Origin of the sequence: Pseudomonas sp. LFS044 (assembly GCF_047978245.1) — a bacterium.
Lineage (GTDB): Bacteria > Pseudomonadota > Gammaproteobacteria > Pseudomonadales > Pseudomonadaceae > Aquipseudomonas.
On the sequence record NZ_JBFPFX010000015.1, the window covers coordinates 16,525 to 41,222 of the forward strand.

Sequence of the window (24,698 nt, forward strand, 5' to 3'; positions counted from 1 at the left end):
GGTGGTTTTCAGCCAAAGGGCGAAGGGCCCGCGTCCGGGCTGTTGACGATGCTCCAGAAGCTCGTATCGGTTATCTGTTCTATTTCCTCGACGTGCTTGACGACAGTCTCCAGCGCCTCCCCTATACCTTTCATTGCTTCTTCCAGCTCATCTGTCTGCAACTGCCTGAGCGTGTCGATGGATGCCCCCTGCTCGATCCTTTCTGGATTGGCGAGTGCCCAGTCCTTGACGATCTGATCGAATCGGTCGGTGTCGTAGGGGTGAACAATCATGCCTTCAGCCACTACACGGGGGTCGCCATGCCCTGCGCTGTTTCCGTGCCAGTGATCGAACATCGCTTGGCCTACATCCTTCACGGCCACTGCCGCCATCTGTACTGCCAGGGTATGGAAAGGATGCGTGTCGTGGTCTTTGGCCAGTTGTGAATGGCTTACCAGGGCGCTGGCATCGCTGTTGGGGTCAGTGTCCAGCAGCGTTTGCAGGGTTGCGACGTGGTCGCCTGCCCATTTGAGCAGCGGCTTCTTGATCAGGCTGGTGGCATAGGCAATCGCCTCGTTGGGCAGCTGAGCGACTTTCGTAACCTGGTTGATCCATTGGTAGATCTCGTTTTTACGTACGTTGTCGCGGGCCTTCAGGTAGAGCTCATAGGCATTGCGCAGCAGAGGGTCCTCATCCTCGAGCAATATCAGCATGACTTGGTCGAAGTCGCTGCGCTCGCCAGGCTCGGGTGTTGGGGACGACTCGTTACCATAGAGCAGGTCGGCCAGCGGGTCGGCGACGCTACCGACGATGTCCAGAGCACCGAACATGCCAGTGACCACAGGCCACTCATGCTTGCTGTCTTCTCTGGCCTCGATCCGCGTGGTCCAGAGCAGCACCTCGTCGTGACCCAGTTTTTTCAAACTGAGCTCGACAAAGTTTGAATGGGCAAAGTAGTCCTCCAGCACATGCAAGGCCTCGCCAAAGTAGCGCATGCCCTTGGCAGTCATGCCCTCCTTCTTGGCCGCCTCCAGCTGTTTGATCATGAATGCGATCGGGCGGCGGATATAACGTTTCATCGAACGCTTGGGCAGCACTGCATTCTGCTTGTCTTCAGGGAACACAAGGGCAGTGAAGTCTTTGTCGATGCTGCGCGGGTCGAAGGCATTGCGGTCCAGCGTGGTCGGATTGTCGATGTGTTCGTGGGCCCGGTAGACCCCAAGCATCATCGGTGTCACCTGATACTGCGCGCGGTCTTCGGGTGTCTGCTGCAGGCTGTGGAATTCCTTGAGGGCAAACAGGTCGACAATGGCTGTCAGCTTTTTGCGCGAGACTCTCGGCAGTTGGCCAGCGGCAATGGCCTGAATGATTTCAGCGGTATTGATGCCTGCATCTTGCACCGGATGAACCAGCTTTGGATCAATCAGTTGAGAGTAGTCCCGCAACCAGTTGCCGAAGTAGATGGCTTTGCGCTGGGCGCTGTCGAAGCCGGCGATCTCCAGTCCGTCCTCGATGGACTCATGGCCGAAGGATCTATGGGATTTCTTGTCGCCTCGACCGGCACCGAATTCTCCAGTCTGCGGTGGCTCCTGGGTCGGGAACGCCATAACCAACGGTGTTTCAGTGCCTGAGTGGATAAAGATTGCGAAGGTCCTACCCGCTTCGATCGGCTCATTGTAGAAAAGCAGCGTCTGGGCAAAGGCTACGCCGAGGTTTTCCCGTGGGGGCTCGATTGCCTGTTCGATGCCTGCAGCGTCCTGGTATCGACAAAGCAGCTGGTGAACATGCAGTGCAAAAACCTGTATCAGCGCCAACATGAACGTGGCGGTGATCTCCGGATCTTCAAGTGCCTGATCTATGACTTCGCGCTGCACCTGGATCTCGTCCGCGTCCGGGTCATAGGCTGACCATGTCTGCAGGCCTGTCTGGACCCTGAATGCGGGGTTGGCCAGCGTGTTGTCAGCCAGATGCCGTTGCAACTCCACAAACACTGCAGGCGCGAAGCCAGTGCCGAACACCGACCTGAACAGGTGAGTGAATAGCTGGGCATCGAGGGTTTTGGCGAGATTGCCCAACTGCTCCAGGGCAAGGCTGCTGCTGAACGTGGTTTCGTCACTGACGTCTGAAGTTTCAAGGGGCTCGTTCATGGTGTTCCTCGCAATAGGATCGGATGAGCGAGCAGCATGTAGACGAGGCTTTACGAAGTTAACGAGGCAGCGCTACCGAATCAGCTGATGCCCATCTCACGTTGAGGGTTCACCTGCCTTGCTGTGGACCAGCGCGCAGGCCACCAGGCCCAGTTCGAACAGTATCCACATGGGCACCGCCAGCATGGTCTGCGAAAACACGTCCGGCGGCGTAAGCATCATCCCCACCACAAAACACCCGACGATCACGTACGGCCTGCTGCGGCGCAACGAGGCCACATCGGCCAGCCCCACCCACACCACGATGAACGTTGCCACCGGGATTTCGAACGCCAGGCCGAACGCCAGGAATAGCGCCATGATGAAATCCAGGTACTGGCTGATGTCGGTCATCATCGCCACGCCATCCGGCGTCACGCTGGCAAAGAAGCCGAACATCATCGGGAACACCAGGTAGAACGCGAAGGCCATGCCGGCGTAGAACAGCAGGATGCTCGACACCAGCAACGGCAGGGCGATGCGCCGTTCGCGGCGGTACAGCCCCGGTGCAAGGAACCCCCAGGCCTGATGCAGCAGCAGCGGCATGGCCACGAACAGCGCGCACATCGCCGTCAGCTTGAACGGCGTCAGAAAGGGCGAGGTGACGCTGGTGGCGATCATGCTGGCGCCTTCCGGGAGAAAGCGCCGCAGCGGTTCCGAGATCAACGTATAAAGCTGCTGGGCGAAGGGGAACAGCCCGGCGAACACCAGCGCTATCAATAGCAGGCAACGCACCAGGCGCTTGCGCAGGTCGCGCAGGTGATCGGTCAGCGGCATGCGTGCCGCTGGGTCCAGGGCGATACTCATGAGCTGCTCTCCCGCGTCACGCTGACTGCTGCTGCGTCATTGGCCGGTTCCACCTTCAGGCTGATGCCCTGGCGGATTTCCTGCTCCAGGCGCTGCAATGGCGCACGCTCGAAATGGGACATATCGATTTCGCGCTCCATCTGCGTACGCAAACCCTGCATCGCCCGGCGCGCCTGGCCGAGCCCCCGGCCCAGGGTGCGCGCCGCCACCGGCAGGCGCTCCGGCCCTAGCACCAACAGGGCGACGATGCCGACCAGCAGCAGTTCGCTGAAACCTACCTCGAACATCAGGCCTGTCGATCCGCGTGGGGCTGTGGCTGCGCCGCAGCCTGGCTGGTCAGCGGTGGCTGTTGTACTTGCGCAGCGCCAGGGGTGTCGGCGTCGCTGTCGCCGCCCATGGACTTGCGAAAGCCCTGGATCGCTTCACCCACGTCGCTGCCCAGGCCTTTGAGGCGTTTGGTGCCGAACAGCAGAAACACGATCAGCAGTACGATCACCAATTGCCAGATTCCGATGCCACCCATTACCACCACTCCTGTAAGGCCATGAAAAGAATGGCTAATCCTGCCTCGCCTTGATGACGCGCAGATGACTGCAAAGTGATTGCCATCTATCTGCAACAACCCCTGTGTTGACTGGCGCCTCGAATCATCAAAAGGATGGCTGCGAATGAGGAACACGCGACAGCAGGGCGCGGCACTGCTGATGGTGATGGTGGTGTTGGCGATGCTCGCTGCGGGGATGGCCTGGTTGGTGGAAGACGGCCGCCGCCAGGTCGATGACGTGCAGCTGTTGCGCCAGCGGGTGCAGGTGAGGGCTATGGAGCAGGCCGGCCTGGCCTATGCCGAGCAGGCCCTGCGCGACCCTGCCTGGCGGCTCAGCCCACTGTTCTGGCAGGTGTTGAGAGGGCAGCCGCTGACTTACGATTTTGGCGCCGGCCAGGCGCAGTTGCGGGTGCGCGACCAACACACGTGTTTTAACGTGAATGCACTGCTGGGCGCCGATGGAGCGCGCGCCGAGCGCCAGCTTCGGTATGTGCTGGGCGACGACATGGCGGCGCAGCGCCTGGTCGATGCGCTGGCCGACTGGCTCGACAGTGACAGCGATGCCCGCCTGCAGGGCGCTGAGAGTGCCCAGTACCTGCGCCAGCAACCGCCACGCCTGGCTGCGAACCAGCCGATGCTCGACACCAGTGAATTGAACCTGCTGCTCGAACCGGATGCCGCGCGCCAACGTCGCTACCCCATGCTCTGCGCCTTGCCGCAAACCACAGGCTGGCGCCTGAATGCCAATGCGCTGGGCGTGGAGCATCTGCCGTTGCTAGATGCGCTGTATGAGGGGCGCTATCCGCGCTCGCTGCTGAGCCGGATCATCAGTGGCCGGCCGGCGTCGGGGTATGAAGATGCGTCGGCGTTGCGCCAGGCGCTGGGGGCGGTGGATGACGAGACGTTCGAGCGCTTGAGCGAGGGGTTGTTGCTCAACAGCGGGCATTTTCTGTTGCAGCTGTCGTTCGAGGAGCAGGGGAGGGTGATGCGTAGCGAGTTTCAGCTGGAGGCATTGGGTGTGGTGCAGTGGCATGCGCGGGTGCCAGCGCAGCAGGTGCGGGTCAAGAGCCGTGAGCCAATTGCCTGGTAAGGGGGGCTGCTGTGCAGCCCAATCGCCGGCAAGCCGGCTCCCACAGACACCCCGCAGTGCTGAATATCAGTGGGGAAGTTGGCGGCCGCCCATACTTGTGGGAGCCGGCTTGCCGGCGATTGGGCCGCACAGCGGCCCTGATGCGAACAGGATCAGACTGTCCCGATCTCCCCGCCATCATCCCGCTGGATCACCACCGTCGAAGCCCGCGGCCGCACCGTGGCCCCCGCCGGGGTAGCATCGGTGGCCTTGTCGGTATACGGCCAGTTCTCCGGGTGCTGAATGTTCACGAACATCGACTTGTTGTCCGGGCTGAAGGCAATCCCGGTCACCTCGCAACCATTCGGCCCGACGAAGAAGCGGCGCAGGTCAACCTGGTTCTGGGCATTGACCGGCACCTGCTTGCCGGTGCCATCCACCAGGTCGGTAGGAATCACCGCCAGCAGCTGGTCGTTGGTGTAGTCGGTCAGGGTGCTCTCACCGTTGTCGGTCTCGAACCACAGCACACCACGGCTATCGAAGCTCATGCCGTCGGGGCTGGCGAACTGGTTGAGTTCGGTCAGGCCTGAGCGGTTGATGTCGGCCGTGCCTGCGGCGTTGGCGCCGAACACGAAGATATCCCAGGTGAAGCTCAACTGATCGTCGCTGTCGTGCCAGCGGATGATGTGGCCGTGGCGGTTCGGGCCGCGCGGGTTGGCTGCGTCGACTTTCTCCGGGGTGCGCGCGCTGTTGTTGGTCAGGGTCAGGTACACATCGCCGTTGAGCGGGTTCACTGCGGTCCACTCTGGCCGGTCCATCGGCGTTGCACCCACCGCATCACCCGCACCACGGGTGTTGAGGATGATGCCGGGCAGGTCACCGTACAGCGCGCCGAGGGTAGTGCCGGCCGCGGTTGGGGTGGCCACGTCGAGCAACAGCCATACGCCCGAGCCGTCGGCATTGAAGCGGGCCACGTAAAGCTTGCCCTGGTCCATGTACTTGGCACCGGTGGCCAGGCGGTCGGCCGGGTTCGCGTCGGCAGCGTCCCACACGGCGGTGGAGACGAATTTGTACAGGTACTCGTTGTTGGAGTCGTCACCCATGTACCAGACCAGCGGCTTGCCCACCACCGGCAGGCCCGGGCAGCAACCTTCGTGGCGGAAGCGGCCAAGGGCGGTGCGCTTGGTGGCCAGGGTGCTGCTGTTGTACGGGTCGATCTCGACGATGTAGCCATAGGTGCTGGCTTCGTTGCGGTAGTCGTCGGTGGCGCTGGCGCCTTTGACGGTCACGTCGAAGCGGGCAAATTCGTCGCTGACTTCGGTGCTGTCACCGGCAGCGCTTTCCCACTTGTACTGGCCGCTGGAGGTGCCGACACCAATGCGGCGCTGGTCTTCAGGGCGTGTGCCCTTGTTGACGAAGATGCCTGGCCAGTTCTCTTCGCAGGTCAGGTAGGTGCCCCACGGGGTGTAACCGTTGCCGCAGTTGTTGTTGGTGCCTCGGCAGTGGGTACCGGCCGCCGAGTACTTGGTCTTGACGTGGTCGGTGCCGCGCAGCGGGCCGGTGATCTCCATGCGCGAAGCCGTGGTGAAGCGGCGGTTGAGCGGGTCGTTGTCGACCACCTGCCAGCGCCCGTTGAGCTTCTGCAGGCGTACCACGCCGGCACCGTGGGCGTTGATTTCCTTGCGCACTTCCTCGGCCGGGCGCTTGCCGCTGACGTCGGTGGTGGGGCCGTTGGGGTGCAGGGCGGCCGCGTCGATGTATTCGAAGTTGATCGCCAGCAGGCCGTCTTCCGAACTGCCATTGATGGGGAAAAAGTGCATGCCGTCATGGTGCATGCCCATGGCATTGGCCTGGTCGGTCGAGGTGTTGCTGCCGTCCGATTTCCACGGGTTGGCGTTGCTGTTGAGCGGCGTGCCCCACGGTGCCAGCACGTAGGCGCTGTAGCCGGCTGCGACGACGCAGGCGTCGGTGCGCGAACCCGGTATGGACTGGAAGCCCAGGGCCAGTTTCGGTTCCGGTTCCGGTTCGGTAACCGGTGGCTCGGTCACAGGCGGCTCGGTTACCGGGTCGTCGTTGTCAGAACCGCCACTGTCAAAGCAGCCGGTCAGGCCGGTACCTGCAATCATGGCGATAGCGGCGCCAAGGCTACCGCGCATCACGCTGCGACGGCTCAGGTAAGCGTCCATGACGCTGGCCATGGGCAGGTTGCCGCTAGCGTTGCGGTCAACGTTGTCGCCGGATTCTCGACTCATCAGGGTGTCCTTGTAGTAGCTGAGTTGAAAGAAACCGCGACTTTAGAGCGCTAGTGTGATGATTCCTTGGCAGAAATGTTAACGGGCCTTTAAAACTGTCAGTTCTTACTTGTGTGTCCGACAGATCAATTTGGAATGGCTGTCGGATTTCTGCCATCAAACTGTAATGCCAACGCCGCAACATCCGGAGCCCAAAGAGAACTCGGATAAGGATGGCGGGCCCGATGGCAAGCAGTGTGCACAGGCGCGAAGTGATCAGCTGGATGGGAATCGGTGCCTTGGCACCGTTGCTCGGCGCCTGTTCTGCATTCCCAGGCCAGGGTGGCGGCAATGCCAGCGTGGACCTGCTCTATGTCGCCGACACCCTCGATGCGCGCCAGCCCGGCCTGCCCGTGGTGCCGGCGACCCGCCTGGGCCCGGTCAGCCACCTGGGCCGTGCGCCGTGGATGACCGGCACCAGCGCCAGCCTGGGGCACCCACACCTTGCGCCGTTGCTCGATGCCAACCAGGCGTCAACGCTGCAAGTGGGCGGTTACGCGGTGCTCGCGGCGTTGTTGGAGCAGTTGCGTGGGGAGGCGGGCCAGAGCAACAGCCTGACCCTGGAGAATGGCCAGGGTTGGAATGGCAGTGGCCTGGCTTACCTCACTCAAGGCGAGAGCGGCCCGCAGGGCAGTCAGCTGCTGGGCAGTGAAGCGCGGGTCAGCAGCGATGAGCGCGTACTTTGGCCGCAGCGCAGCGCGGCCCTTTACCGCCAGTCTTCTGCGGTCACGCTCGGCGCCGGCCTTGCTGACCAACAGCGTATAGCCCTGGGGCTGGAGCCGCTGCACGTATTCGACCGAGGCGGCGTACGCATCGCCGTGGTGGGCGTCACCGACCCTTACGCCCAGGACCAGAAAGCCTCCCTCAAACAGTGGTATCGGTCGCTGTTGCCCACCTTCGAGCAAGCGCGTCGGGAGGCGGACCTGGTGGTGGCGCTGGCCGATGTCGGCACCGGGCCAGGCCTGTGGCTGGCCGAACGGGTGCCAGAAATCGACGTACTGCTCTGCGCACGCGGCCAGGACCTGTGGCCGACCCCCGTGCAGGCGACCCAGGCCAGCGGCCGGCGCATTCCCGTGCTGTTTGCCGGTTGCCGTGGCAGCGGTGCGTTTCGCCTGCGCTGCCAGCAAGTGGCGGGGCAGTGGCAATTCGATGGGCGCTTCTTCCCCGCCGTTAGCCAGCAGCTATCACCTGCCGCGCAATTACGCGCCAGCCAGTTGCAGGCCCAGTTGCGCCAGCAGCGCGCCGGCCATGCCGCGTGGCTCGACCAACCGCTCGCCCGCGCCCCGCAGGCGCTGTGGCGTCGCGACACCCGCGGCGGTAGCTGGGACCGCCTGCTGCATCAAGCCTTGGCGGGTGACAGCAGCCTGCCGGTGCTGTTGCCGGGCCTGCGCTACGACTACCCCTTGGCCGCCGGTGAGCCCATCACCCGCGAACACCTGATCAGCCTGACTGGCGGCTACCCGGCACCGGTGGTCGAGGCCCCGGCCCGGCAGGTCGAACAGGTGCTGGAAAACGCCGCCGAGCAACTGTTCGGCGACCCGCTGCTGTTGGACAACAGCCAGGACCTGCCGCGCTGGCAGGGCCAGGCCTGGGGGGTTAGTTACAGCCCGCAAGGCAAGCGCATCACTGGCCTGGTCCCGGTTCAGGGCCTGTGTCGCACCTTTGGCCTGCAGTTCGAAACCCAGGCCGGTGAGCCGCTGTGGCAGCGGGTCGAGGCCTGGCTCGGGCGCCAGCAACCGGGCTGGCAACTGGCGGCCCTGCAACTGCCCGAGGTGCGCTACGTACAAGGCCACCCGGGTTGGCACCCACGCCAGGTGGTTTCGTGAGCATTGCCTCGCGCCTGTTCACCGGCGGCCTGCTGACCCTGGCCGGCTGGCTGGCCGCCCAATGCGTGCTGCAACTGGGCCGCCAGCCGCACCCGGCCAGCTCTCTCGCAGCCGCCGATACGCCATTGCCGGGTTTATTGGTCGGCCACTGGCAGGCGCCACTCGACGACGGCGCAATCGCGCTCACCCGGTTGCCATTGCAATACCTCGGTGGCCTCAAGGCCCAGCCGCTGTCGGCCAGCGTGGTGGTGCTGCGCTACGGCCAGCAGGTGCGCACCCTCGGCCGCGGCCAGCGGCTGGCGCCGGGGATCGTGTTACAGGACATCGACGCCGATGGCCTCATTTTCGACAACCAGGGGCGGCGTGAGCGCCTGCCCTGGCCGCCACGCCCCGCCGTGACCGGCTTCAAGCGGCAAGGATGAACGATGCTGGTGAGATATTGCGTGGCCGCTGCCTTGAGCCTGGCCCTGACGATGGCCTGGGCAGAAGAACCGGAAACCTTCGATGAAAATGGCACGCCGCTGTACGAAGTGAATTTCGTCGATACCGAGCTGGGCGAATTCATCGACAGCGTGTCGCGGATCACCGGTACCACATTCATTGTCGACCCCCGGGTAAAAGGCAAGGTCACCGTGCGTACTGTCGACCGCCACGATGCCGATGCCATCTACGACATCTTCCTCGCCCAGTTGCGCGCCCAGGGCTACGCCGCAGTGGACCTACCCAATGGCAGTGTGAAGATTGTCCCCGACCAGGCGGCGCGGCTGGAGCCGGTACCGGTGGAGCCGGCTGGCAAGCAGTCCGCAGGCAGTGACGGCGTGGCTACCCGGGTATTCAATGTGCGCAACGCCGCCAGCGAGCAGATGCTCGGCATACTCAAGCCATTGATCGACCCGCGCGTCGGCGTAATCACCCCGTACCCTGCCGCCAACCTGTTGGTGGTCACCGACTGGCGCAGCAACCTCGAACGCATCGACAGCCTGTTGCGCCAGCTCGACCAGGTGAGCGACGAGCCGCTGCAGGTCATGCCGCTGCGCCACGCCAGCGCTGCCGACACCGCGCAGTTGCTGACCCGCCTGCTGGCCCGCGAGCAAGGCGCCGACAGCACCCAGGTGGTCGCCGACCCGCGCAGCAATGCCTTGTTGGTACGTGGCAGCACCGACCGCGTCAAGGCGCTGCTGCGCCAGCTCGACCAGCCCAGCGAAAACCGCCAGAGCAGCAACACCCAGGTGATCTACCTGCGTCACGCCAATGCCGGCGAAGTGGTCAAGGTGCTGCGCGGCTTGAGCCAGGAAGGCGCAGCGCCCAGCGAAGGTGCAAGCGAAGGCGAAGGCGAAGGCAAGGACAAACCGGTGATGGCCGCCGCCAGCGATTCGGGCATCCGCCTTGAGTACGAGGAAGGCACCAACGCCGTGGTCATGGTAGGCCCCGATAGCCAACTGGCCGCTTACCGCTCCATTGTCGAACAACTGGATATCCGCCGCGCCCAGGTGGTGGTCGAGGCGATCATCGCCGAAGTCTCCGACAGCAGCGCCCAGGAGCTTGGCGTGCAGTGGCTGTTTGCCGATGAGAAGTTTGGTGCCGGCATCGTCAACTTCGGCAGCAACGGGGTGAACATCGCCAACATCGCTGGCGCCGCCGCCAGTGGTGACAACGAAGGGCTCGGTGACCTGCTGTCGGCCACCACCGGTGCCACCGTCGGCATCGGCCATATCGGCGGTGGCTTCAACTTCGCCATGCTGGTCAACGCACTCAAAGGCAAGAGCGGCTTCAACCTGCTGTCCACGCCCACCCTGTTGACCCTGGACAACGCCGAGGCGTCGATCCTGGTGGGGCAGGAAGTGCCCTTCGTCACAGGGTCCGTCACCCAGAACAACGCCAACCCGTACCAGACCATCGAGCGCAAGGAAGTCGGGGTCAAGCTGCGCATCAAGCCGCAGATCAACATCGACAACAGCGTGCGCCTGGACATCGTCCAGGAGGTTTCATCGATCGCCGACTCCAGCGCTGCCAGCGACGTGATCACCAACAAGCGCGAGATCAAGACCAAGGTCATGGTCGAGGACAATGGCCTGGTGATCCTCGGCGGGCTGATCAGTGACGAGCTGAGCACCAGCGACCAGCGCGTGCCGTTCCTCGGTGATATTCCGGGCCTGGGCCGGCTGTTCCGCTCCGACGCCAGCAAGAACACCAAGCAGAACCTGATGGTGTTCATCCGCCCGCGCATCCTGCGTGACGGGCCGAGCCTGGCCGGTTTGAGCGAAGACAAGTACCGCACCCTGCAGCAGACCACGCCGCTGAAACTGCCCGACCTGGCACAGGACGGCCAGCTTCAGCGCGTGTTTCCGGCCAGCCGTGCACGCCTCGAAGGCGGTGACTGGTGATGCTGCCCTATCGCCTGGCGCGCCAGGCCGGGTTGGCCATGGCCCCGGCAGAGGCCGGCTGGCAGTTGTGGCTACGCCGCGATGCCGACAGCGATCAGTTGCAGGAACTGCTGCGTGTGCATGGCCGCCCTGTTGCGCTTGCCTACCTGGAGCCTGCTGCCTTCGACGAACGCCTTGGCCAGCTGTACCAGGCTGGCGATGCCGCCACCGCAGCGCTGATCGAGGGCATCGGCGACCAGGTCGATCTGAACAGCCTGATGAGCGAAATGCCGCGCATCGAGGATTTGCTTGAAAGCGACGACGAAGCGCCGGTGATCCGCCTGATCAACGGCCTATTCGGCCAGGCCCTGCGCCTGCGCGCTTCGGACATTCATATCGAGACCTTCGAACAGAGCCTGGTGGTGCGCCTGCGCGTCGACGGGCACCTGCGCGAAGTGCTGCGCCCGCCGCGTGCGCTGTCGGCGATGCTGGTGTCACGGATCAAGGTCATGGCGCGGCTCGACATCGCCGAAAAGCGGCAGCCGCAGGACGGCCGCATCACATTGCGCGCCGCCGGGCGCGAGGTGGATGTGCGCGTCTCGACCCTGCCGGGCATCCACGGCGAGCGCGTGGTGATGCGCGTGCTCGACAAGCAGGCCAGCCTGCTGTCGCTGACCAACCTGGGCATGCCGGCAGCAGTGCTGCAGGGCCTGCGTAGCTGCCTGGCGCGGCCCAATGGGATCGTCCTGTCCACCGGCCCGACCGGCTCGGGCAAGACCACCACGTTGTACGCCAGCCTCAACAGCCTCAACGACGGCAGCCGCAACATCCTCACCGTCGAGGACCCGGTGGAATACGCCATCGCCGGCATCGGCCAGACCGCCATCAACCCGCGCGCCGGGCTGACCTTCGCCAGCGGCCTGCGCGCCATTCTGCGCCAGGACCCGGACGTGATCATGCTCGGCGAAATCCGTGACCAGGAAACCGCGCAAATCGCCGTGCAGGCCAGCCTCACCGGGCACCTGGTGCTGTCGACGCTGCACACCAACAGCGCGGTGGGCGCAGTTACCCGCCTGCGCGACATGGGCATCGAGCCGTTCCTGATCGCCTCGTGCCTGCGCGGCGTGCTGGCCCAGCGCCTGGTGCGGCGCCTGTGCAGTTGCGCCGTGGCGCAGCCGCTGCAGGCAGCCGAGCGCGCGCTGTGGCCGGAGCTTGCAGCGCTGGGCAGCAGCTACCACGCGGTAGGCTGTGAACAGTGCCAGGGCAGCGGTTATATCGGGCGCCTGGGCCTTTATGAATTCATCGAGCTGGACGCGGGCCTGATCGCGCTGCTGTACGACGGCGCCAGCGAGCTGGCGATGCAGGACTACCTGGCCGAGCGCCGCCAGAGCCTGGTGACGATGGCCAGTGACTGCCTGGCCCGCGGCGAGACCAGCCTGGCCGAAGTGCTGCGCGTGGTGCAGGGCTGACCTATGCCGACTTTTCGCTACCAGGCCGTCGACCTTGCCGGCAAGACCCACAAAGCCAGCCTGCAGGCCGACACCGAGCGCCATGCGCGCCAGCTGCTGCGCGAGCAGGGGCTGTTTGCCCGGCAATTACAGCGCCATGACGCCAGCACCCGGCAACCGCGCCGCCAGCGCCTGAGCCGGGCGCAGTTGTGCGAGCTGACCCGTCAACTGGCGACCTTGACCGGTGCCGGCATTGCTCTGGTCGATGCCCTGGCCACGCTGGAACGCCAGCTGCGCCAGCCCGCCCTGCACGGGGTGCTGGTGGCCTTGCGTGGTTCGCTCGCCGAAGGCCTGGGGCTGGCGCCCAGCCTGGCCCGCCAAGGCGCGCCGTTCACCGGTTTGTATTGTGCGCTGGTCGAGGCCGGCGAGCGCTCGGGCCGCTTGGCCCAGGTGCTGACACGGTTGGCCGACCACCTGGAGCAGGTGCAGCGCCAGCAGCACAAGGCACGCACCGCGTTGATCTACCCCTGCGTGCTGATGGGCGTGTCCCTGGCGGTGGTGATCGGCCTGATGACCTTTGTCGTGCCCAAGCTCACGGAACAGTTTGCCCATGCGGGCCAGAGCCTGCCGCTGATCACTTCATTGCTGATCGGCTTCAGCCAGGGCCTTGTGCACGCCGGGCCTTGGCTTCTGGGCCTGGCAGTTCTCGCCACGCTGCAGGCCCGCTGGCTGCTGCGTAAACCGCACTGGTGCCTGCGCCGCGATGACCTGCTGCTGCGCCTGCCCCGCATTGGCGGGTTGCTGCAGGTGCTGGAGAGTGCCCGCCTGGCACGCAGCCTGGCAATTCTCACCAGCAGCGGGGTGGCCCTGCTCGAAGCCTTGCAGGTGGCCACCGAAACCGTCGGCAACCGGCGCATCCGCCTGGCGATGGAACAGGTGCGCCAGCAGGTGCAGGGCGGCACCAGCCTGCACCGGGCGCTGGACGCCTGCCAACAGTTCCCGCCACTGCTGGTGAACATGGTCGGCAGCGGCGAGGCCAGCGGCACCCTGGCCGACATGCTCGAACGCGTGGCCGATGACCAGGAGCGCGGTTTTGCCCGCCAGGTGGACACCGCCATGGCGCTTTTCGAACCCCTGATGATCCTGGTGATGGGCGCCGTGGTGCTGTTCATCGTGCTGGCGGTGCTGTTGCCGATCATGCAACTCAACCAGGGCCTGCAACTGTAGATGACAAGGAGTTTCCCCATGCAGCATCGACGTACCCGCCAGCGCGGCTTCACCCTGATGGAAATCATGGTGGTGATCTTCATCATCGGCCTGCTGATCGCGGTGGTCGCGCCCAGTGTGCTTGGTAACCAGGACAAGGCCATGCGGCAAAAGGTCATGGCCGACCTGGCCACGCTCGAACAGGCGCTGGACATGTACCGGCTGGACAACCTGCGCTTCCCCAGCAATGAGCAAGGCCTGGCCGCACTGGTGAAAAAACCGACACAGCAGCCGCTGCCGCGTGCCTGGCGCAGCGACGGCTATGTGCGCCGCCTGCCCGAAGACCCGTGGGGCACGCCTTACCAGTACCGCATGCTGGGCGAGCATGGCCGGGTCGACGTGTATTCGCTGGGCGCAGACGGTGTGCCGGGCGGTGAAGGCCAGGATGCCGACCTGGGCAACTGGGCGCTGTGATCGATGCGCGGCCAACAGGGTTTCAGCCTGCTCGAGTTGCTGGTGGTGCTGGCGATCGCCGGGCTCATGACCGGGCTCGCCGTGGCCTGGCTCGACAGCGGCAAAGCCAGTGTCGACCAGGCGCTGCAGCGGTTGGCCGCGCACGTCCAGGCGCAGGCTGCATTGGCCAGGCACGCCGGGCAGTTGCGCGGGCTGCGCTGGACCGGCCAGCACCCGCAGTTCGTGCGCCGTGAACGCGACGGTTGGGTGGTCGAAGCGGTCAGCCTGGGTGACTGGCCGAAGGGCCTGCGCCCGGACTGGCCAGCCAGCAGCCAGCCACGTTTGCTGTTCACGCCACAGGGGTGGGCGCAGCCGGGCACGGTCCACTGGCGCTGGGCCGAAGGCAGCCAGCAGTGGGCGTGGGGCCGTGACGGTCAGTTGCGCGTCGGGCTGGCCCCATGAAGCGCCAGCAGCACGGCTTCACGCTGTTGGAAGTGACCGTGGCGCTGGCGATCGCCGCAGTGCTGGCGGTGATCACCAGCCAGGTCCTGCGCCAGCGCCTGGCGGTACAGGACAGCGTGCAACAGCATCGCCTGGGCGTGCTGTGCGCCCGCGAACTGCAAGCGCGTTTTGCCGTCGAGCAGTTCTGGCCGGCGAGCAGCCAGGCCAGTGGCGTGTTGCTCCAGGGTGGCCAGGCCTGCCACTGGCTACTGCAACTGCGCCGCACCGGTGTGCGCGACCTGCGCCGTGGCGAGATGCAGCTGTACGCCGACCGCGACCAGCGCCTGCCGCTTGGCCAGTACACGGTCTTTCTGGAGCGCCCATGAAGCAGCGCCAGCTCGGCTTGACCCTGATCGAACTGATGGTGGCGATGGCGCTGACGGCCTTGCTTGGGGTGATGCTTGCCGCCTTGGTCAATGGCTGGCTGAAGGTCCGCGAACGGTTGCAGAGCAGCCAACAGGAAACCCGCGTGCTGGAGTTCTGCCTGGCCCTGGAGCGGCGCTTCGACAGCCCGGCACTGCGCCGGGTGTACGAGCAGCGCCTGCCACTGGCCAGCCGCTGGCTCGACTGGCAGGCGGGCCGTCAGCAATTGCTGTGGGTGGCAGCCACGGCGTTGCCCGAAGCCGAGGGCGGTTCGCGGCTGCAGCGCCAGCGCCTGCGTTTCGACGCCCGCGAGCAACGCCTGCTGCTGGAAACTTCGGCAGACCTGTACGCCGCCAGCGAGCCGCGCTGGGTCTTGCGAGAGCAACTGCAGCAGGTCAGTGCCTTCACTGTTCTTTATCACCAGGGTGGCCGCTGGCTGCCCTGGCCCTCCGATCAACCTGCGCACCCCGGCCGTGGCGTGCGTGTGGAACTGCAGCGCGATGGAGCTCCTTATGTCTGCACCTTCATCCTCCCGTGGGGGCGTTCATGAAGCTTGAATGGCGGCGACGTACGCCGGCCCGGCCGTGGCTGCTGGTGCGCCCGGGCGAAATCTGGGACTGGGTGCTGGTCGAAGATGGGGTGGCACAGCGTGAAGGGCAGGGCGAGCCGCCCGCGAACCTGCAGGCACGGGTAGCGCTGATCATCCCGGGCCCGCTGTGCAGCCAGTTTCAGCTAGCGGCACCGCCCGGCCTCAAGCGTGACGAGTGGCCATTGCTGCTGGAAGACCATTTGCTGCAGGGGGCGCAGGAGGTGCAATGCGCCTGCCTGTCTCGCCAGGCCGGGCAGCTGCGCCTGTTGGCGGTAGCACGGCAGCACCTGGATGACTGGCGTGGGCAATGCGCCGAATGGGGGCTTGAGGTTGAACGCTGCTGGGCCGAGTTCCAGTTGCTGCCCACAACGGAGCCGGGTGCGGCCTGGCAGTGGCAGCGGGCGCCTGGCCTGAGCCTCTACCGTGGGCTCTGTGACGACAGCCGTGAACATTGGCTGGCGTGGCCGGACGCACTGGGTGATTTGCCGCAGCAGCCTTGGAGCGGGCTGCACACAGTAGCCTTGGCCGGTCGCTGGCCGTTAGCGCTGGCGCCGCTGGACAACCTGCCAAGCCTGTTCGAACGCTCACGTTCGGTGCGCGCGCTACCCGGCGTGCCAGCGCCCCAGCGGCGCTTGATCGTGGTCTGCCTGCTACTGGCTTCGGTGTGGGGCGCGTTGTGGTCAAGCCAGCAATGGCGCCAGGTTCAGACATGGCGAGGGCAAGTGCTGGCGGTGACCGGCGCCCAGGCCACGCCAAGGCACGCGGCGCAGGCCCTCAAGCGCCTGAGGGAGGCCGATGTGCAACAGCAACTGCGCATGCGCCAGCTGGACGACCTGCAGACACGTTTGCACGCCTGGCTGCAGGACCACCCAGCCTGGCGTCTGCAAGCAGTGCGCTTTGACGGCCAACGCTGGCACCTGCGCCTGGACGGCGAAGGGCGCGCGCCGCCATGGCAAGAAATGGCCAGCGCCGCAGGCGCAGCGGTGCAGGTGCAAGGCACCGCGCCGTCAACGCAGGTGGTGTTCGATCTGGGGGCGGCAACATGACCCGAGAGTGGATTCAGCGCTATCGCCTGCCGCTTGCGTGGTGCCTGATCGGCGCATTACTGGCGTTCGTGGTGCTGCGCGAAGGCCTCTCGCAGTGGCGCGAGCTCAGGCAGTGGGGTGTTCTGGCAGAGCAGGCTGGCGCTTTGCACAGCGGCCCAGGGGTAAGCCTGGAGCGGTTGCGCCAGTCTGCCCAGGCCAGACAGATCGAGCTTGTCGACGTCGAGGCGCAAGGCAGCCACTGGCAACTGCGCGGCCAGGTGGCCGATGAGCGTGTGCTGCAAGGCTGGATGCAAGCCTTGCAGGCAGAAGGCGCCCGGCCGCTGCAGTGGGGCCTGGAGCAGGATGCCAAGGGCCTGCGTTTCGATCTGGTGATGCAACCATGAGGCGCTGGTGTTGGTTGTGGGCTGGGCTGGTCTTCAGCCTGACCTTGCTGATAGAGCTGCCTGCCGCCTGGGTGGTACGCGTCGCTGGCCTGCCGCTGCACGATGTCAGCGGCAGCCTGTGGCACGGCCAGGCCCGCCAGTTCGGGCCTGTCGGCCCCATGACCTGGACGCTGCAGCCCTGGCGCTTGCAAGCCGATGCGCAGCTGGGTTTTCAAGGGCAGGGCTGGCAGTTGCGCGCGGAAGGTTGGCCATGGCGTTGGCAGCTCGACGCTACCGCGTTGGGTAGCCAGCCGACGGTGCTCACCGACTTCCGGCTGGCCGGGCAATGGCAGGGGGCGCTGCGCATGCACGGCGCGGGGCGCCAGTGTCGAGGTAGCCAAGGGCGGGTAAGCGTAACCGACCTGGCTTTGAGCGAACCGTGGTCGCTGGGGTTGGGGCAGGGCTGGGTCGAGGTGGATTGCCATGCTGGCTGGCACCTTCGCGGGCAACTGGCGCAGCAGGGCGAACAGGAACTCAAGCTGGATGCCGACCTGCTGGCGCGTCGGGCAACAGTGGTATTCGATGTGCAATCGGATGCTGGTCTGACTGCCTTGTTACGGAGCATGCAGTGGTTGGGGCCGCAGGCGCTGTCTGGGCGGAAGGAGATCAACTGGTAGCGATTGTTCCTACGGACGTTTCTGAAGTTACAAAAACAGGCTTTCAAACGAAGTGCCTACCGCTCGCTCGGGACGCCCGATTTCTTTGAGGTATGGCTTTCTGATATCGCCTCTGGCCCACTCTAGCCCGCGCCGGACAATGCTTGCGCCCGGTTGACAGGGCAACGCCCGAAACTATTTACTTCGCGCCTTTCACGGATGATCACACGGCAATTGGATTGAGACGTTTACCGTGCATTTCAGGGAGATGCTGAGGTCAATGGATCGGCGCGACAGGGTCGCAGGCTATGCCGTATCTGGCGAACGGGAGTAACCCGTCATGTTCGAAGCAGCCAGGTTCGGCGACGAGATTTCACATACGGGCGCATTGGGCGGGTTCGTGCTGGGTGCTGCCTTAGGCATCGCGCTGGTGGCCACGGTGGCCATCGCCACATTCACTTGTGGCTTCGGCGTGGCGTTGCTGGCCGGCATCGCGGCAGGTGTCGGGGGCAGCCTGCTGACCGCTGCCGGCGAGGCGCTGGGCAGTCTGTTCAAGTCCCCCTGTGGGACGATAACGACGGCTTCACCCAACGTCTTCATCAACAACCGCAAGGCCGCGCGGGTTGAAAAGAGCATCGGCGCCTGCACCAAGCACCCCGGTCCGATGCAGATCGCCGAAGGCTCGACCAATGTTTTCATCAATGGCGTGGCGGCCGCGCGCAAGGGCGACAAGCTGACCTGCGGCGCGGGCATTTCCGGTGGTTCGAACAACGTCTTCATCGGCGGCGGCACGTACCGCTACCTGCCGGTGGATGACGAAATCCCACAATGGCTGCGCACCACCGTGGATGTACTGATGGCCGTCGCCGGTGCCGCCGGTGGTCTCGCCAGCGTGCTGAAGACCGGCACCCAGGCCGGCCTGAAGGCCGCCATGCCGTGCGCCATGAGATTCACGGCGGGCTTCGTGGCCGGCGAGGTGGCTGCCCGCTATGTGGTCGAGCCGGTGGCTCGCAGGGTATTGGGCGGTATGGCAGGTAACCCAGTCGATCTGACCACAGGCCGCAAGTTGATCCCCGACGAAGTCGACTTCAGCCTGCCGGGCCTGATGCCGATCGAATGGTCACGCTTTTACGCCAGCGACCTCACCGTCGAAAGCGTGCTCGGCCGCGGCTGGGTACTGCCGTGGGAGCAAAGCCTGCGCCGCAGCGGCTACTTCGTCTACCTCACCGACAACCAGGGCCGCGAAGTTCCGTTCGTGGACATCCCGCCGGGTGAGCGCATCTACAACCCGCACGAGCAGGTGTACCTGGTGTGCACCGAAGGCGGCCACTACATCCTGCAGACGCTGGACAACCTGTTCTTCTACTTCGGCGAGGTGCCGGACACCAATACCGACGTCCCGCTGCAGCGCATCGAAAACGCCTTCGGCCACTTCCTGCACTTCACCCGCACCGAACAAGGCACGCTGACCGACATCAGCGCTACCGGCGGCACACGCGTGCACCTGCACTACGACAACCCCCTGGGCCGGCTGACCGACATCAAGCGGGTGGTCGACAACCAGGCTGTCGAAACGCTGACCCAGTACCGTTACGACGAACACGGCCAGCTCAGTGCCGTGGTCAACCGCAACGGCGACACCGTGCGCAGCTTCAGCTATGCCGACGGCGTGATGGTGGCCCACAGCAACGCCATTGGCCTGGGCTGCCACTACCGCTGGGAAACCCTCGACGGCCAGCCGCGCGTGGTCGAACACTGGACCAGCGACGGCGAGCACTTCCACTTCCGCTACGACTTCGCAGCGCGCACCAGCTGGGCCACCGACGTGCTGGGCCGTGAGCTGGAGATTCACTACAACGAAGACTACCGCGTCATCGCCAGCCGCGACTACGGCGGCGAACGCTACGCCATCGACCTGGACGATTATGGCAACATGGTCGGCCTGACCCTGCCGGACGGCAACCAGTTGCACTTCAAGTACGACGAGTTCGCCCGCCTGCTCGAAGAAACCGACCCGCTGAGCCGCACCATCGCCTACGAATACCACCACCTGACCACCCTGGTGACCCAGGTCACGTATCCCGACGGTAGCACCTGGCGAGCGCGTTACGACGCCCAGGGCAACCTGCTGGCCGAATTCGATGCACTCGGTCAGATGACCGAATACTTCCACGGCGAAGATGGCCTGCCGCACACCATCGTCGATGCCACCTACAGGTCCAAGTACCTGTGGTGGAACGCCCACGCCCAGGTCGAGCGGTATCAGGACTGTTCGGGCAAGAGCACCTACTACCGCTATGACGAGCGGCAGCACCTGGTGGCGGTGACCGATGCGCTGAACCAGACCACCACGCTTGAACGCAAGCCGAACGGCGAAGTGCTGCGCATCAGCCATCCGGACGGCACGGCGGAGGCTTTCACCTACAACGACGTTGGCCAGGTACTCAGCCACACCGACGGCAAAGGCCAGACCACCCGACTGTTGCGCACGGGCCATGGTTTGCCAAGCCTGCGCAGCGACCCGAAAGGCGGGATGGTGCGCTACGAGTACGACAAGGCGCTGCGCCTGACCGCACTCATCAACGAGAACAACGCCACGTACCGCTTCGCCTACGATGCCTCGGACCGGCTGGTGGAAGAAGTGCGGGTGGATAACCTGACGCGCCGGTTTACCTACAACGACGGCGGTCATCTGACCCGGCTGGACGAAATCGGCTACGGCGAGCATGGCGACCAACCGGAGCGCCATACGCTGTTTGAACGCGATCCGATTGGCCGCCTGGTCGCCAAGCTCAACCGCGATGCCCGCCAAGACTTCACCTATGATCAAATCGACCGGTTGCTGAGCATCCAGCGCCAACCCACCGGCATTGGCAAGCAGCATGGTGTGACTGAGGAAACGCTGGAGTACGCCTATGACGTGTTGGGTCGCTTGACCCAAGAGACCTCAGCACAAGGGATGTTGGGCTACGACTATGACCCGCTCAGCAACTTGACCACATTGACCTTGCCGGACGGTCGCCAGGTCAACCATCTGTACTACGGTAGCGGCCACCTCCACCAGCTGAACCTGGATGGCCAGGTCATCAGCGACATGGAGCGTGATGACTTGCACCGCGAGGTGTATCGCACCCAGGGCAAACTCACCAGTTGCTTTGGTTACGACGCCATGGGGCGCAAAGCCTGGCAGTTTGCCTCGACCTTGCCGGCCGACAAGCTGTCGCAGGTGCACAATACCGGCATCAACACTTCACTGCTGGTGGAGCATGCCTACAACCCCATCCACCGCCGTTTCCAGTACGATCCGGCGGGTGAATTGGTGCGCACCCTCGATAAACTGCGTGGCGAAATCAAATACGAGTACGAAGCCAACGGCCAGTTGCGCAGCCGCGATACCGGTTCCCTCGTAGGTAGCGAAGAGTTCCGTTATGACCCGGCAGCCAACCGCTTGGACTTCAATGCGCGAAAACTGGAGAAGGTCAAGGACAACCGTATCAAGCGCTGGCGGGATCAGGAGTATCGCTATGACCCGTGGGGCAACCTGATCGAGAAGCGCTCAGGGCATAGCAAACTGCAGAGCTTTAGCTATGACTGCGAAAACCGGCTTGTGCGTGCCGAGACGCTGGTAAATGGGCAACAGCACAGCGTCGGGACTTATCGCTATGACAGCTTGGGGCGACGCATTGCCAAGAGCGCTGAAATCGCCGGCGAGACGGAGCTGAAGCACTTCTTCTGGCAAGGGCTGCGGATGTTGCGGGAAGAGACGCCGCGGCAGAGCATTCTGTATTTGTATGAGCCGGGTAGCTACGCACCGCTGGCGCGGGTGGATCAGGAGGAAGGGGCAGGGCAGAAGGTCTACTACTTCCATACCGATCAGATTGGTACGCCGCTGGAGCTGACGGATAGCGAGGGTGAGATCGTCTGGCAGGCGACTTATCGTTCGTGGGGCTCCGTAGAGCAAATGACGGTCATTGAGGTCGAGCAGAACCTACGCTTCCAGGGCCAGTACTTCGATAACGAAACTCAACTGCACTACAACACGTTCAGATACTATGAGCCTGAAATAGGACGGTTTATTAGCCAAGACCCAATTGGTTTGGGGGGTGACTGGAATCTATACCAATACGTAGCCAACCCAACAGCTTGGGTGGATCCACTTGGGCTGGATGCATTAAGCATACTTGCAGAGCGCGGGTATTCCGGTGTAACGAAGACGCTGGGGGGAGGATTAGATTATTCTGGCAGTAATGCCCTCTATGCGAAGAATCCTAATGTCAGTCCTATAGTGACAATAGAATACACGGGTGACTACATTAAAGATTTTGAGGCAGCGAATAAGGTCGCTGAATTGAATCAGAAAACGACCCCGCGTGGCTATGTTTGGCACCATCTGGATGACTATGAACCTAAAACTAACAAGGGTACTATGCAGCTAGTGGAGCAAAGAGCACACCAAGGCGTTCCTCATAAAGGAGGAGTGGCCCAGTACAAGGCAGCCACCGGGAAGTCATATACATTCCCTGCCAGGAAACCAGCGGCAGCGAAAAAGGTAGGAGGAACTACTGCATGTTAGATCTAGAAGAGTCTGAATCGGCTATTGATATAGGTGATTTCTCCCAGATTGAATATTTGGCAGGAGGAAAACTTCCGCCTCTATTTAAGAAGATTTATCTGAAGAATAATGGCGGCTTTCCCGAAGCGACCGAGGTCGAAGGTGATGAGTATGTGTTTAGCATAAATGGTTTCAACTCAATTAAATTTGGTAATCTGCCGATTGAGAAATTAATGCAGGAGTATGCAAGTCAAGACAGTATTCTTGTTGGTTGTGTTCCTTTTGCATATGATGATGGTGGGAACAGCTTTATGCTTTCTTTGAAAAGAGAAGATGCCGGGGTGGTATATTTGTGGCTTCAAGATGAAATGCGTTTGGAAAGGGTTTGTTCGAGTTTTGATGATTTTATTAGCTCACTTCGTGGAAGCTAAAAAATTTATCTGCCAGATATTGCTGTCGGTAAGTCGCTTGCGGTGAGGGGTGGTTGTGAGTTGGAGTGGCGTGGTGGGCTAAGTGTACGCCGCCTTTAGTAATTATGGAAAGTTTATACATTGCGCCGCCACAATAGGCGGGCGGCTAAATTTATATAGATAATTGATAGGTCGTGAAACCAAAGCTGGATATAGATCACCCTGTTCTTTGGCCAGGTGCTCACCACCGACGGCAAAGGCCAGACCACCCGCCTGCTGCGCACGGGCCGTGGTTTTCCAAGCCTGCGCAGCGACCCGAAAGGCAAATGGTGCGCTACGAGTACGACAAGGCGCTCCCGCACTCATCAACGAGAACAACGCCACGTACCGCTTCGCCTACGATGCCTCGGCCCGTTGGTGGAAGAAGTGCGGGTGGATAACCTGACGCGCCGGTTTACCTACAACGACGGCGAAGTCGCCAGCCGTTACGTGGGCGAACCGGGCGCCCGCCGGGCAATCGGCGGCCTGACCGGCAGACCTCACCAGCGGGCGCACAATGAACCCCGACGAAGTCGACTTCAGTTTGCCGGGCCTGATGCCAATGAATGGTCACGCCGGTGGCGACTTTGGTATATCGGATGCGCTAGCGCCTTAGGGAAAGGCGGATTGTTGAGTACTTTGCATCATTATGAAAGTATGAGGACGATGCGATAAATTCCTAGGGAATGTATAAGAGATTTACGCGCTCCGGTGGCGTCAAAAGCATGAAGGCTACTTGTTAATTAGGTGATAATATGCCGATAGTATGTAAGTCTGGCTTGAAGGATTCTGAGGTGAGTGCTCTTGAGTCTGCTCTAAACTTACCGCTTCCGAGTAAGTATAGAAATTTTTTAAGAAGGATGAATGGTTGTTATCTGGCTGAGCCAGATTATGGCCAGCTGCCGCTGCCAGCTATTGATGACGGGGTCATAAGCTTTGATCGTCTTTTTGGGGTCGTCCCTGAAGAGCAGTGTAACGATCTCGTGAGCTTTAATAATGAATTCATTGGTGAGTTGAGTTTTATAGGGAGCGTATTGGCTATCGGCGAGGACGGAGGCGGAAACCCCTATGTACTAATATGTGAGGCAGGCCGGGAAGGCATCTATTATTGGGATCGAACTCATTTGCATGAGTCTGATTCAGTGAATGGGTATGACATAGCTGAGCAGAATGGCTGCGGCCATTTGTATGCCATTGCTGAAGATATTGATGATCTTTTGGTTGGTCTGGTCTCCGCACTTGGTGGAGGTGTGGTTATGATTGAAGAGTGATCTTGCAATCATTATTTATGCGTTCGCTGGGGTGGTGTTTCTTTTAAATGTAATCCGCTCCGGCGTCGTAGGGTGCCAGTTTAGGTGTAAGACGTCAGTGATTTAAGCTAGGTTTTCGCCGCCAGTTCTGGACGGCCGCATTGTCAACCACCTGTACGGCAGCGGCCACCTGCACCAGCTGAACCTGGATGGTCAGGTCATCAGCGACATGGAGCGTGATGACTTGCACTGCGAGGTGTATCGCATCCAGGGTAAACTCACCAGTTGCTTTGGTTACGACGCCAGCTATGACTGCGAAAACCGGCTTGTGCGTGCCGAGACGCTGGTAAATGGGCAACAGCACAGCGTCGGGACTTATCGCTATGACAGCTTGGGGCGACGCATTGCCAAGAGCGCTGAAATCGCCGGCGAGACGGAGCTGAAGCACTTCCTCTGGCAAGGGCTGCGGATGTTGCGGGAAGAGACGCCGGGGCAGAGCATTCTGTATTTGTATGAGCCGGGTAGCTACGCACCGCTGGCGCGGGTGGATCAGGTGGAAGGGGAAGGGCAGAAGGTCTACTAATTCCATACCGATCAGCTTGGTACGCCGTTAGAACTGAGCAATAAGCGAGGGTGAGGTCGCTGCCATTAATCTCGGCCCCCTCGGGGGGGCCTGCTCTACTATCACCCGCTGTGGGCCACCTTAGTTAGCCCAAGGAAGCCCAAGCGGATTGCCGGACTTGGAAAGCGACGTCCAG

Annotated in this window: 21 protein-coding genes and 3 pseudogenes; 19 read left to right on the plus strand and 5 right to left on the minus strand. The window is 62.9% G+C overall.

Translation table 11 applies throughout. The annotated features are described in order from the left end of the window. Window positions 1–8 precede the first annotated feature (8 nt). From ACNQPL_RS14400 to tatA, 4 genes are all read right to left on the minus strand, one after another. Complete coding sequence (locus tag ACNQPL_RS14400) at window positions 9–2,126, minus strand: HET-C-related protein (RefSeq protein ID WP_416467093.1); 2,118 nt, start codon at window positions 2,124–2,126, stop codon at window positions 9–11. A 96-nt stretch (window positions 2,127–2,222) separates the two neighbouring features. Then, entirely contained in the window at window positions 2,223–2,972 is a 750-nt protein-coding gene (tatC, locus tag ACNQPL_RS14405; protein WP_416467094.1) for a twin-arginine translocase subunit TatC, read from the minus strand. Further along, window positions 2,969–3,259 (minus strand): Sec-independent protein translocase protein TatB, encoded by a 291-nt coding sequence (gene tatB / locus ACNQPL_RS14410; protein ID WP_346611888.1) that lies wholly within the window; start codon window positions 3,257–3,259, stop codon window positions 2,969–2,971. The genes tatC and tatB overlap by 4 nt, the downstream gene beginning before the upstream one ends. Next, window positions 3,259–3,495 (minus strand): twin-arginine translocase TatA/TatE family subunit, encoded by a 237-nt coding sequence (gene tatA / locus ACNQPL_RS14415; RefSeq protein ID WP_346611887.1) that lies wholly within the window; start codon window positions 3,493–3,495, stop codon window positions 3,259–3,261. The genes tatB and tatA overlap by 1 nt, the downstream gene beginning before the upstream one ends. 145 nt (window positions 3,496–3,640) lie before the next feature. Between tatA and gspK the strand changes: the two genes are divergently transcribed. Further along, a complete protein-coding gene (gspK, locus tag ACNQPL_RS14420; RefSeq protein WP_416467095.1) occupies window positions 3,641–4,606 on the plus strand; it encodes a type II secretion system minor pseudopilin GspK in 966 nt (321 codons plus the stop codon). A 152-nt stretch (window positions 4,607–4,758) separates the two neighbouring features. On the opposite strand, the gene ACNQPL_RS14425 is transcribed toward gspK, so the two are convergent. Beyond that, complete coding sequence (locus tag ACNQPL_RS14425) at window positions 4,759–6,837, minus strand: PhoX family protein (protein ID WP_416467096.1); 2,079 nt, start codon at window positions 6,835–6,837, stop codon at window positions 4,759–4,761. A gap of 224 nt (window positions 6,838–7,061) precedes the next feature. Between ACNQPL_RS14425 and ACNQPL_RS14430 the strand changes: the two genes are divergently transcribed. The 18 genes and pseudogenes from ACNQPL_RS14430 to ACNQPL_RS14515 all read left to right on the plus strand — a co-directional run. Continuing rightward, window positions 7,062–8,702: a lipoprotein UxpA gene (locus ACNQPL_RS14430; protein ID WP_416467097.1), complete on the plus strand. Its 1,641-nt coding sequence runs from the start codon at window positions 7,062–7,064 to the stop codon at window positions 8,700–8,702. Further along, window positions 8,699–9,124: a pilus assembly protein PilZ gene (locus tag ACNQPL_RS14435; protein ID WP_416467098.1), complete on the plus strand. Its 426-nt coding sequence runs from the start codon at window positions 8,699–8,701 to the stop codon at window positions 9,122–9,124. The genes ACNQPL_RS14430 and ACNQPL_RS14435 overlap by 4 nt, the downstream gene beginning before the upstream one ends. Window positions 9,125–9,145: 21 nt before the next feature. After that, a complete protein-coding gene (gene gspD, locus ACNQPL_RS14440; RefSeq protein WP_387525323.1) occupies window positions 9,146–11,086 on the plus strand; it encodes a type II secretion system secretin GspD in 1,941 nt (646 codons plus the stop codon). Continuing rightward, the gene (locus tag ACNQPL_RS14445; protein ID WP_346612068.1) at window positions 11,086–12,534 is read left to right on the plus strand and encodes a GspE/PulE family protein; all 1,449 of its coding nucleotides are present in this window, start codon (window positions 11,086–11,088) and stop codon (window positions 12,532–12,534) included. Before gspD ends, ACNQPL_RS14445 begins: the two co-directional genes overlap by 1 nt. Before the next feature lie 3 nt (window positions 12,535–12,537). After that, window positions 12,538–13,740, plus strand: a complete 1,203-nt coding sequence (gene gspF / locus ACNQPL_RS14450; RefSeq protein ID WP_416467099.1) for a type II secretion system inner membrane protein GspF — start codon at window positions 12,538–12,540, stop codon at window positions 13,738–13,740. An 18-nt stretch (window positions 13,741–13,758) separates the two neighbouring features. Further along, complete coding sequence (gene gspG / locus ACNQPL_RS14455) at window positions 13,759–14,193, plus strand: type II secretion system major pseudopilin GspG (protein ID WP_416467100.1); 435 nt, start codon at window positions 13,759–13,761, stop codon at window positions 14,191–14,193. Between the two features lie 3 nt (window positions 14,194–14,196). Next, entirely contained in the window at window positions 14,197–14,634 is a 438-nt protein-coding gene (gene gspH, locus ACNQPL_RS14460; protein WP_346611879.1) for a type II secretion system minor pseudopilin GspH, read from the plus strand. Continuing rightward, window positions 14,631–14,999, plus strand: coding sequence for a type II secretion system protein GspI (locus tag ACNQPL_RS14465; protein WP_416467101.1), 369 nt, complete (start codon window positions 14,631–14,633; stop codon window positions 14,997–14,999). The genes gspH and ACNQPL_RS14465 overlap by 4 nt, the downstream gene beginning before the upstream one ends. Next, on the plus strand, window positions 14,996–15,586 hold the full coding sequence (locus ACNQPL_RS14470; protein WP_346611877.1) for a prepilin-type N-terminal cleavage/methylation domain-containing protein: 591 nt from the start codon (window positions 14,996–14,998) through the stop codon (window positions 15,584–15,586). Before ACNQPL_RS14465 ends, ACNQPL_RS14470 begins: the two co-directional genes overlap by 4 nt. Beyond that, entirely contained in the window at window positions 15,583–16,671 is a 1,089-nt protein-coding gene (locus ACNQPL_RS14475; protein ID WP_416467102.1) for a GspL/Epsl periplasmic domain-containing protein, read from the plus strand. The genes ACNQPL_RS14470 and ACNQPL_RS14475 overlap by 4 nt, the downstream gene beginning before the upstream one ends. Further along, window positions 16,668–17,054 carry a type II secretion system protein GspM gene (gspM, locus tag ACNQPL_RS14480; RefSeq protein ID WP_416467103.1) on the plus strand — a complete coding sequence of 129 codons (387 nt, stop codon included), beginning with the start codon at window positions 16,668–16,670 and terminating at the stop codon, window positions 17,052–17,054. The genes ACNQPL_RS14475 and gspM overlap by 4 nt, the downstream gene beginning before the upstream one ends. Next, the gene (gene gspN / locus ACNQPL_RS14485) at window positions 17,051–17,710 is read left to right on the plus strand and encodes a type II secretion system protein N (RefSeq protein WP_416467104.1); all 660 of its coding nucleotides are present in this window, start codon (window positions 17,051–17,053) and stop codon (window positions 17,708–17,710) included. The genes gspM and gspN overlap by 4 nt, the downstream gene beginning before the upstream one ends. A 319-nt stretch (window positions 17,711–18,029) precedes the next feature. Continuing rightward, the gene (locus ACNQPL_RS14490; RefSeq protein ID WP_416467105.1) at window positions 18,030–22,262 is read left to right on the plus strand and encodes an RHS repeat-associated core domain-containing protein; all 4,233 of its coding nucleotides are present in this window, start codon (window positions 18,030–18,032) and stop codon (window positions 22,260–22,262) included. After that, window positions 22,256–22,672: an SMI1/KNR4 family protein gene (locus tag ACNQPL_RS14495; RefSeq protein WP_416467106.1), complete on the plus strand. Its 417-nt coding sequence runs from the start codon at window positions 22,256–22,258 to the stop codon at window positions 22,670–22,672. The genes ACNQPL_RS14490 and ACNQPL_RS14495 overlap by 7 nt, the downstream gene beginning before the upstream one ends. A 210-nt stretch (window positions 22,673–22,882) precedes the next feature. Next, a pseudogene (locus ACNQPL_RS14500) lies at window positions 22,883–23,122 on the plus strand (hypothetical protein); the annotation flags it as partial. Window positions 23,123–23,445: 323 nt separating this feature from the next. Then, window positions 23,446–23,961 (plus strand): SMI1/KNR4 family protein, encoded by a 516-nt coding sequence (locus ACNQPL_RS14505; protein ID WP_416467107.1) that lies wholly within the window; start codon window positions 23,446–23,448, stop codon window positions 23,959–23,961. Window positions 23,962–24,091: 130 nt separating this feature from the next. After that, window positions 24,092–24,520, plus strand: a pseudogene (locus ACNQPL_RS14510) (hypothetical protein); the annotation flags it as partial. Between the two features lie 3 nt (window positions 24,521–24,523). Further along, a pseudogene (locus ACNQPL_RS14515) lies at window positions 24,524–24,577 on the plus strand (RHS domain-containing protein); the annotation flags it as partial. Between the last annotated feature and the right edge of the window lie 121 nt (window positions 24,578–24,698).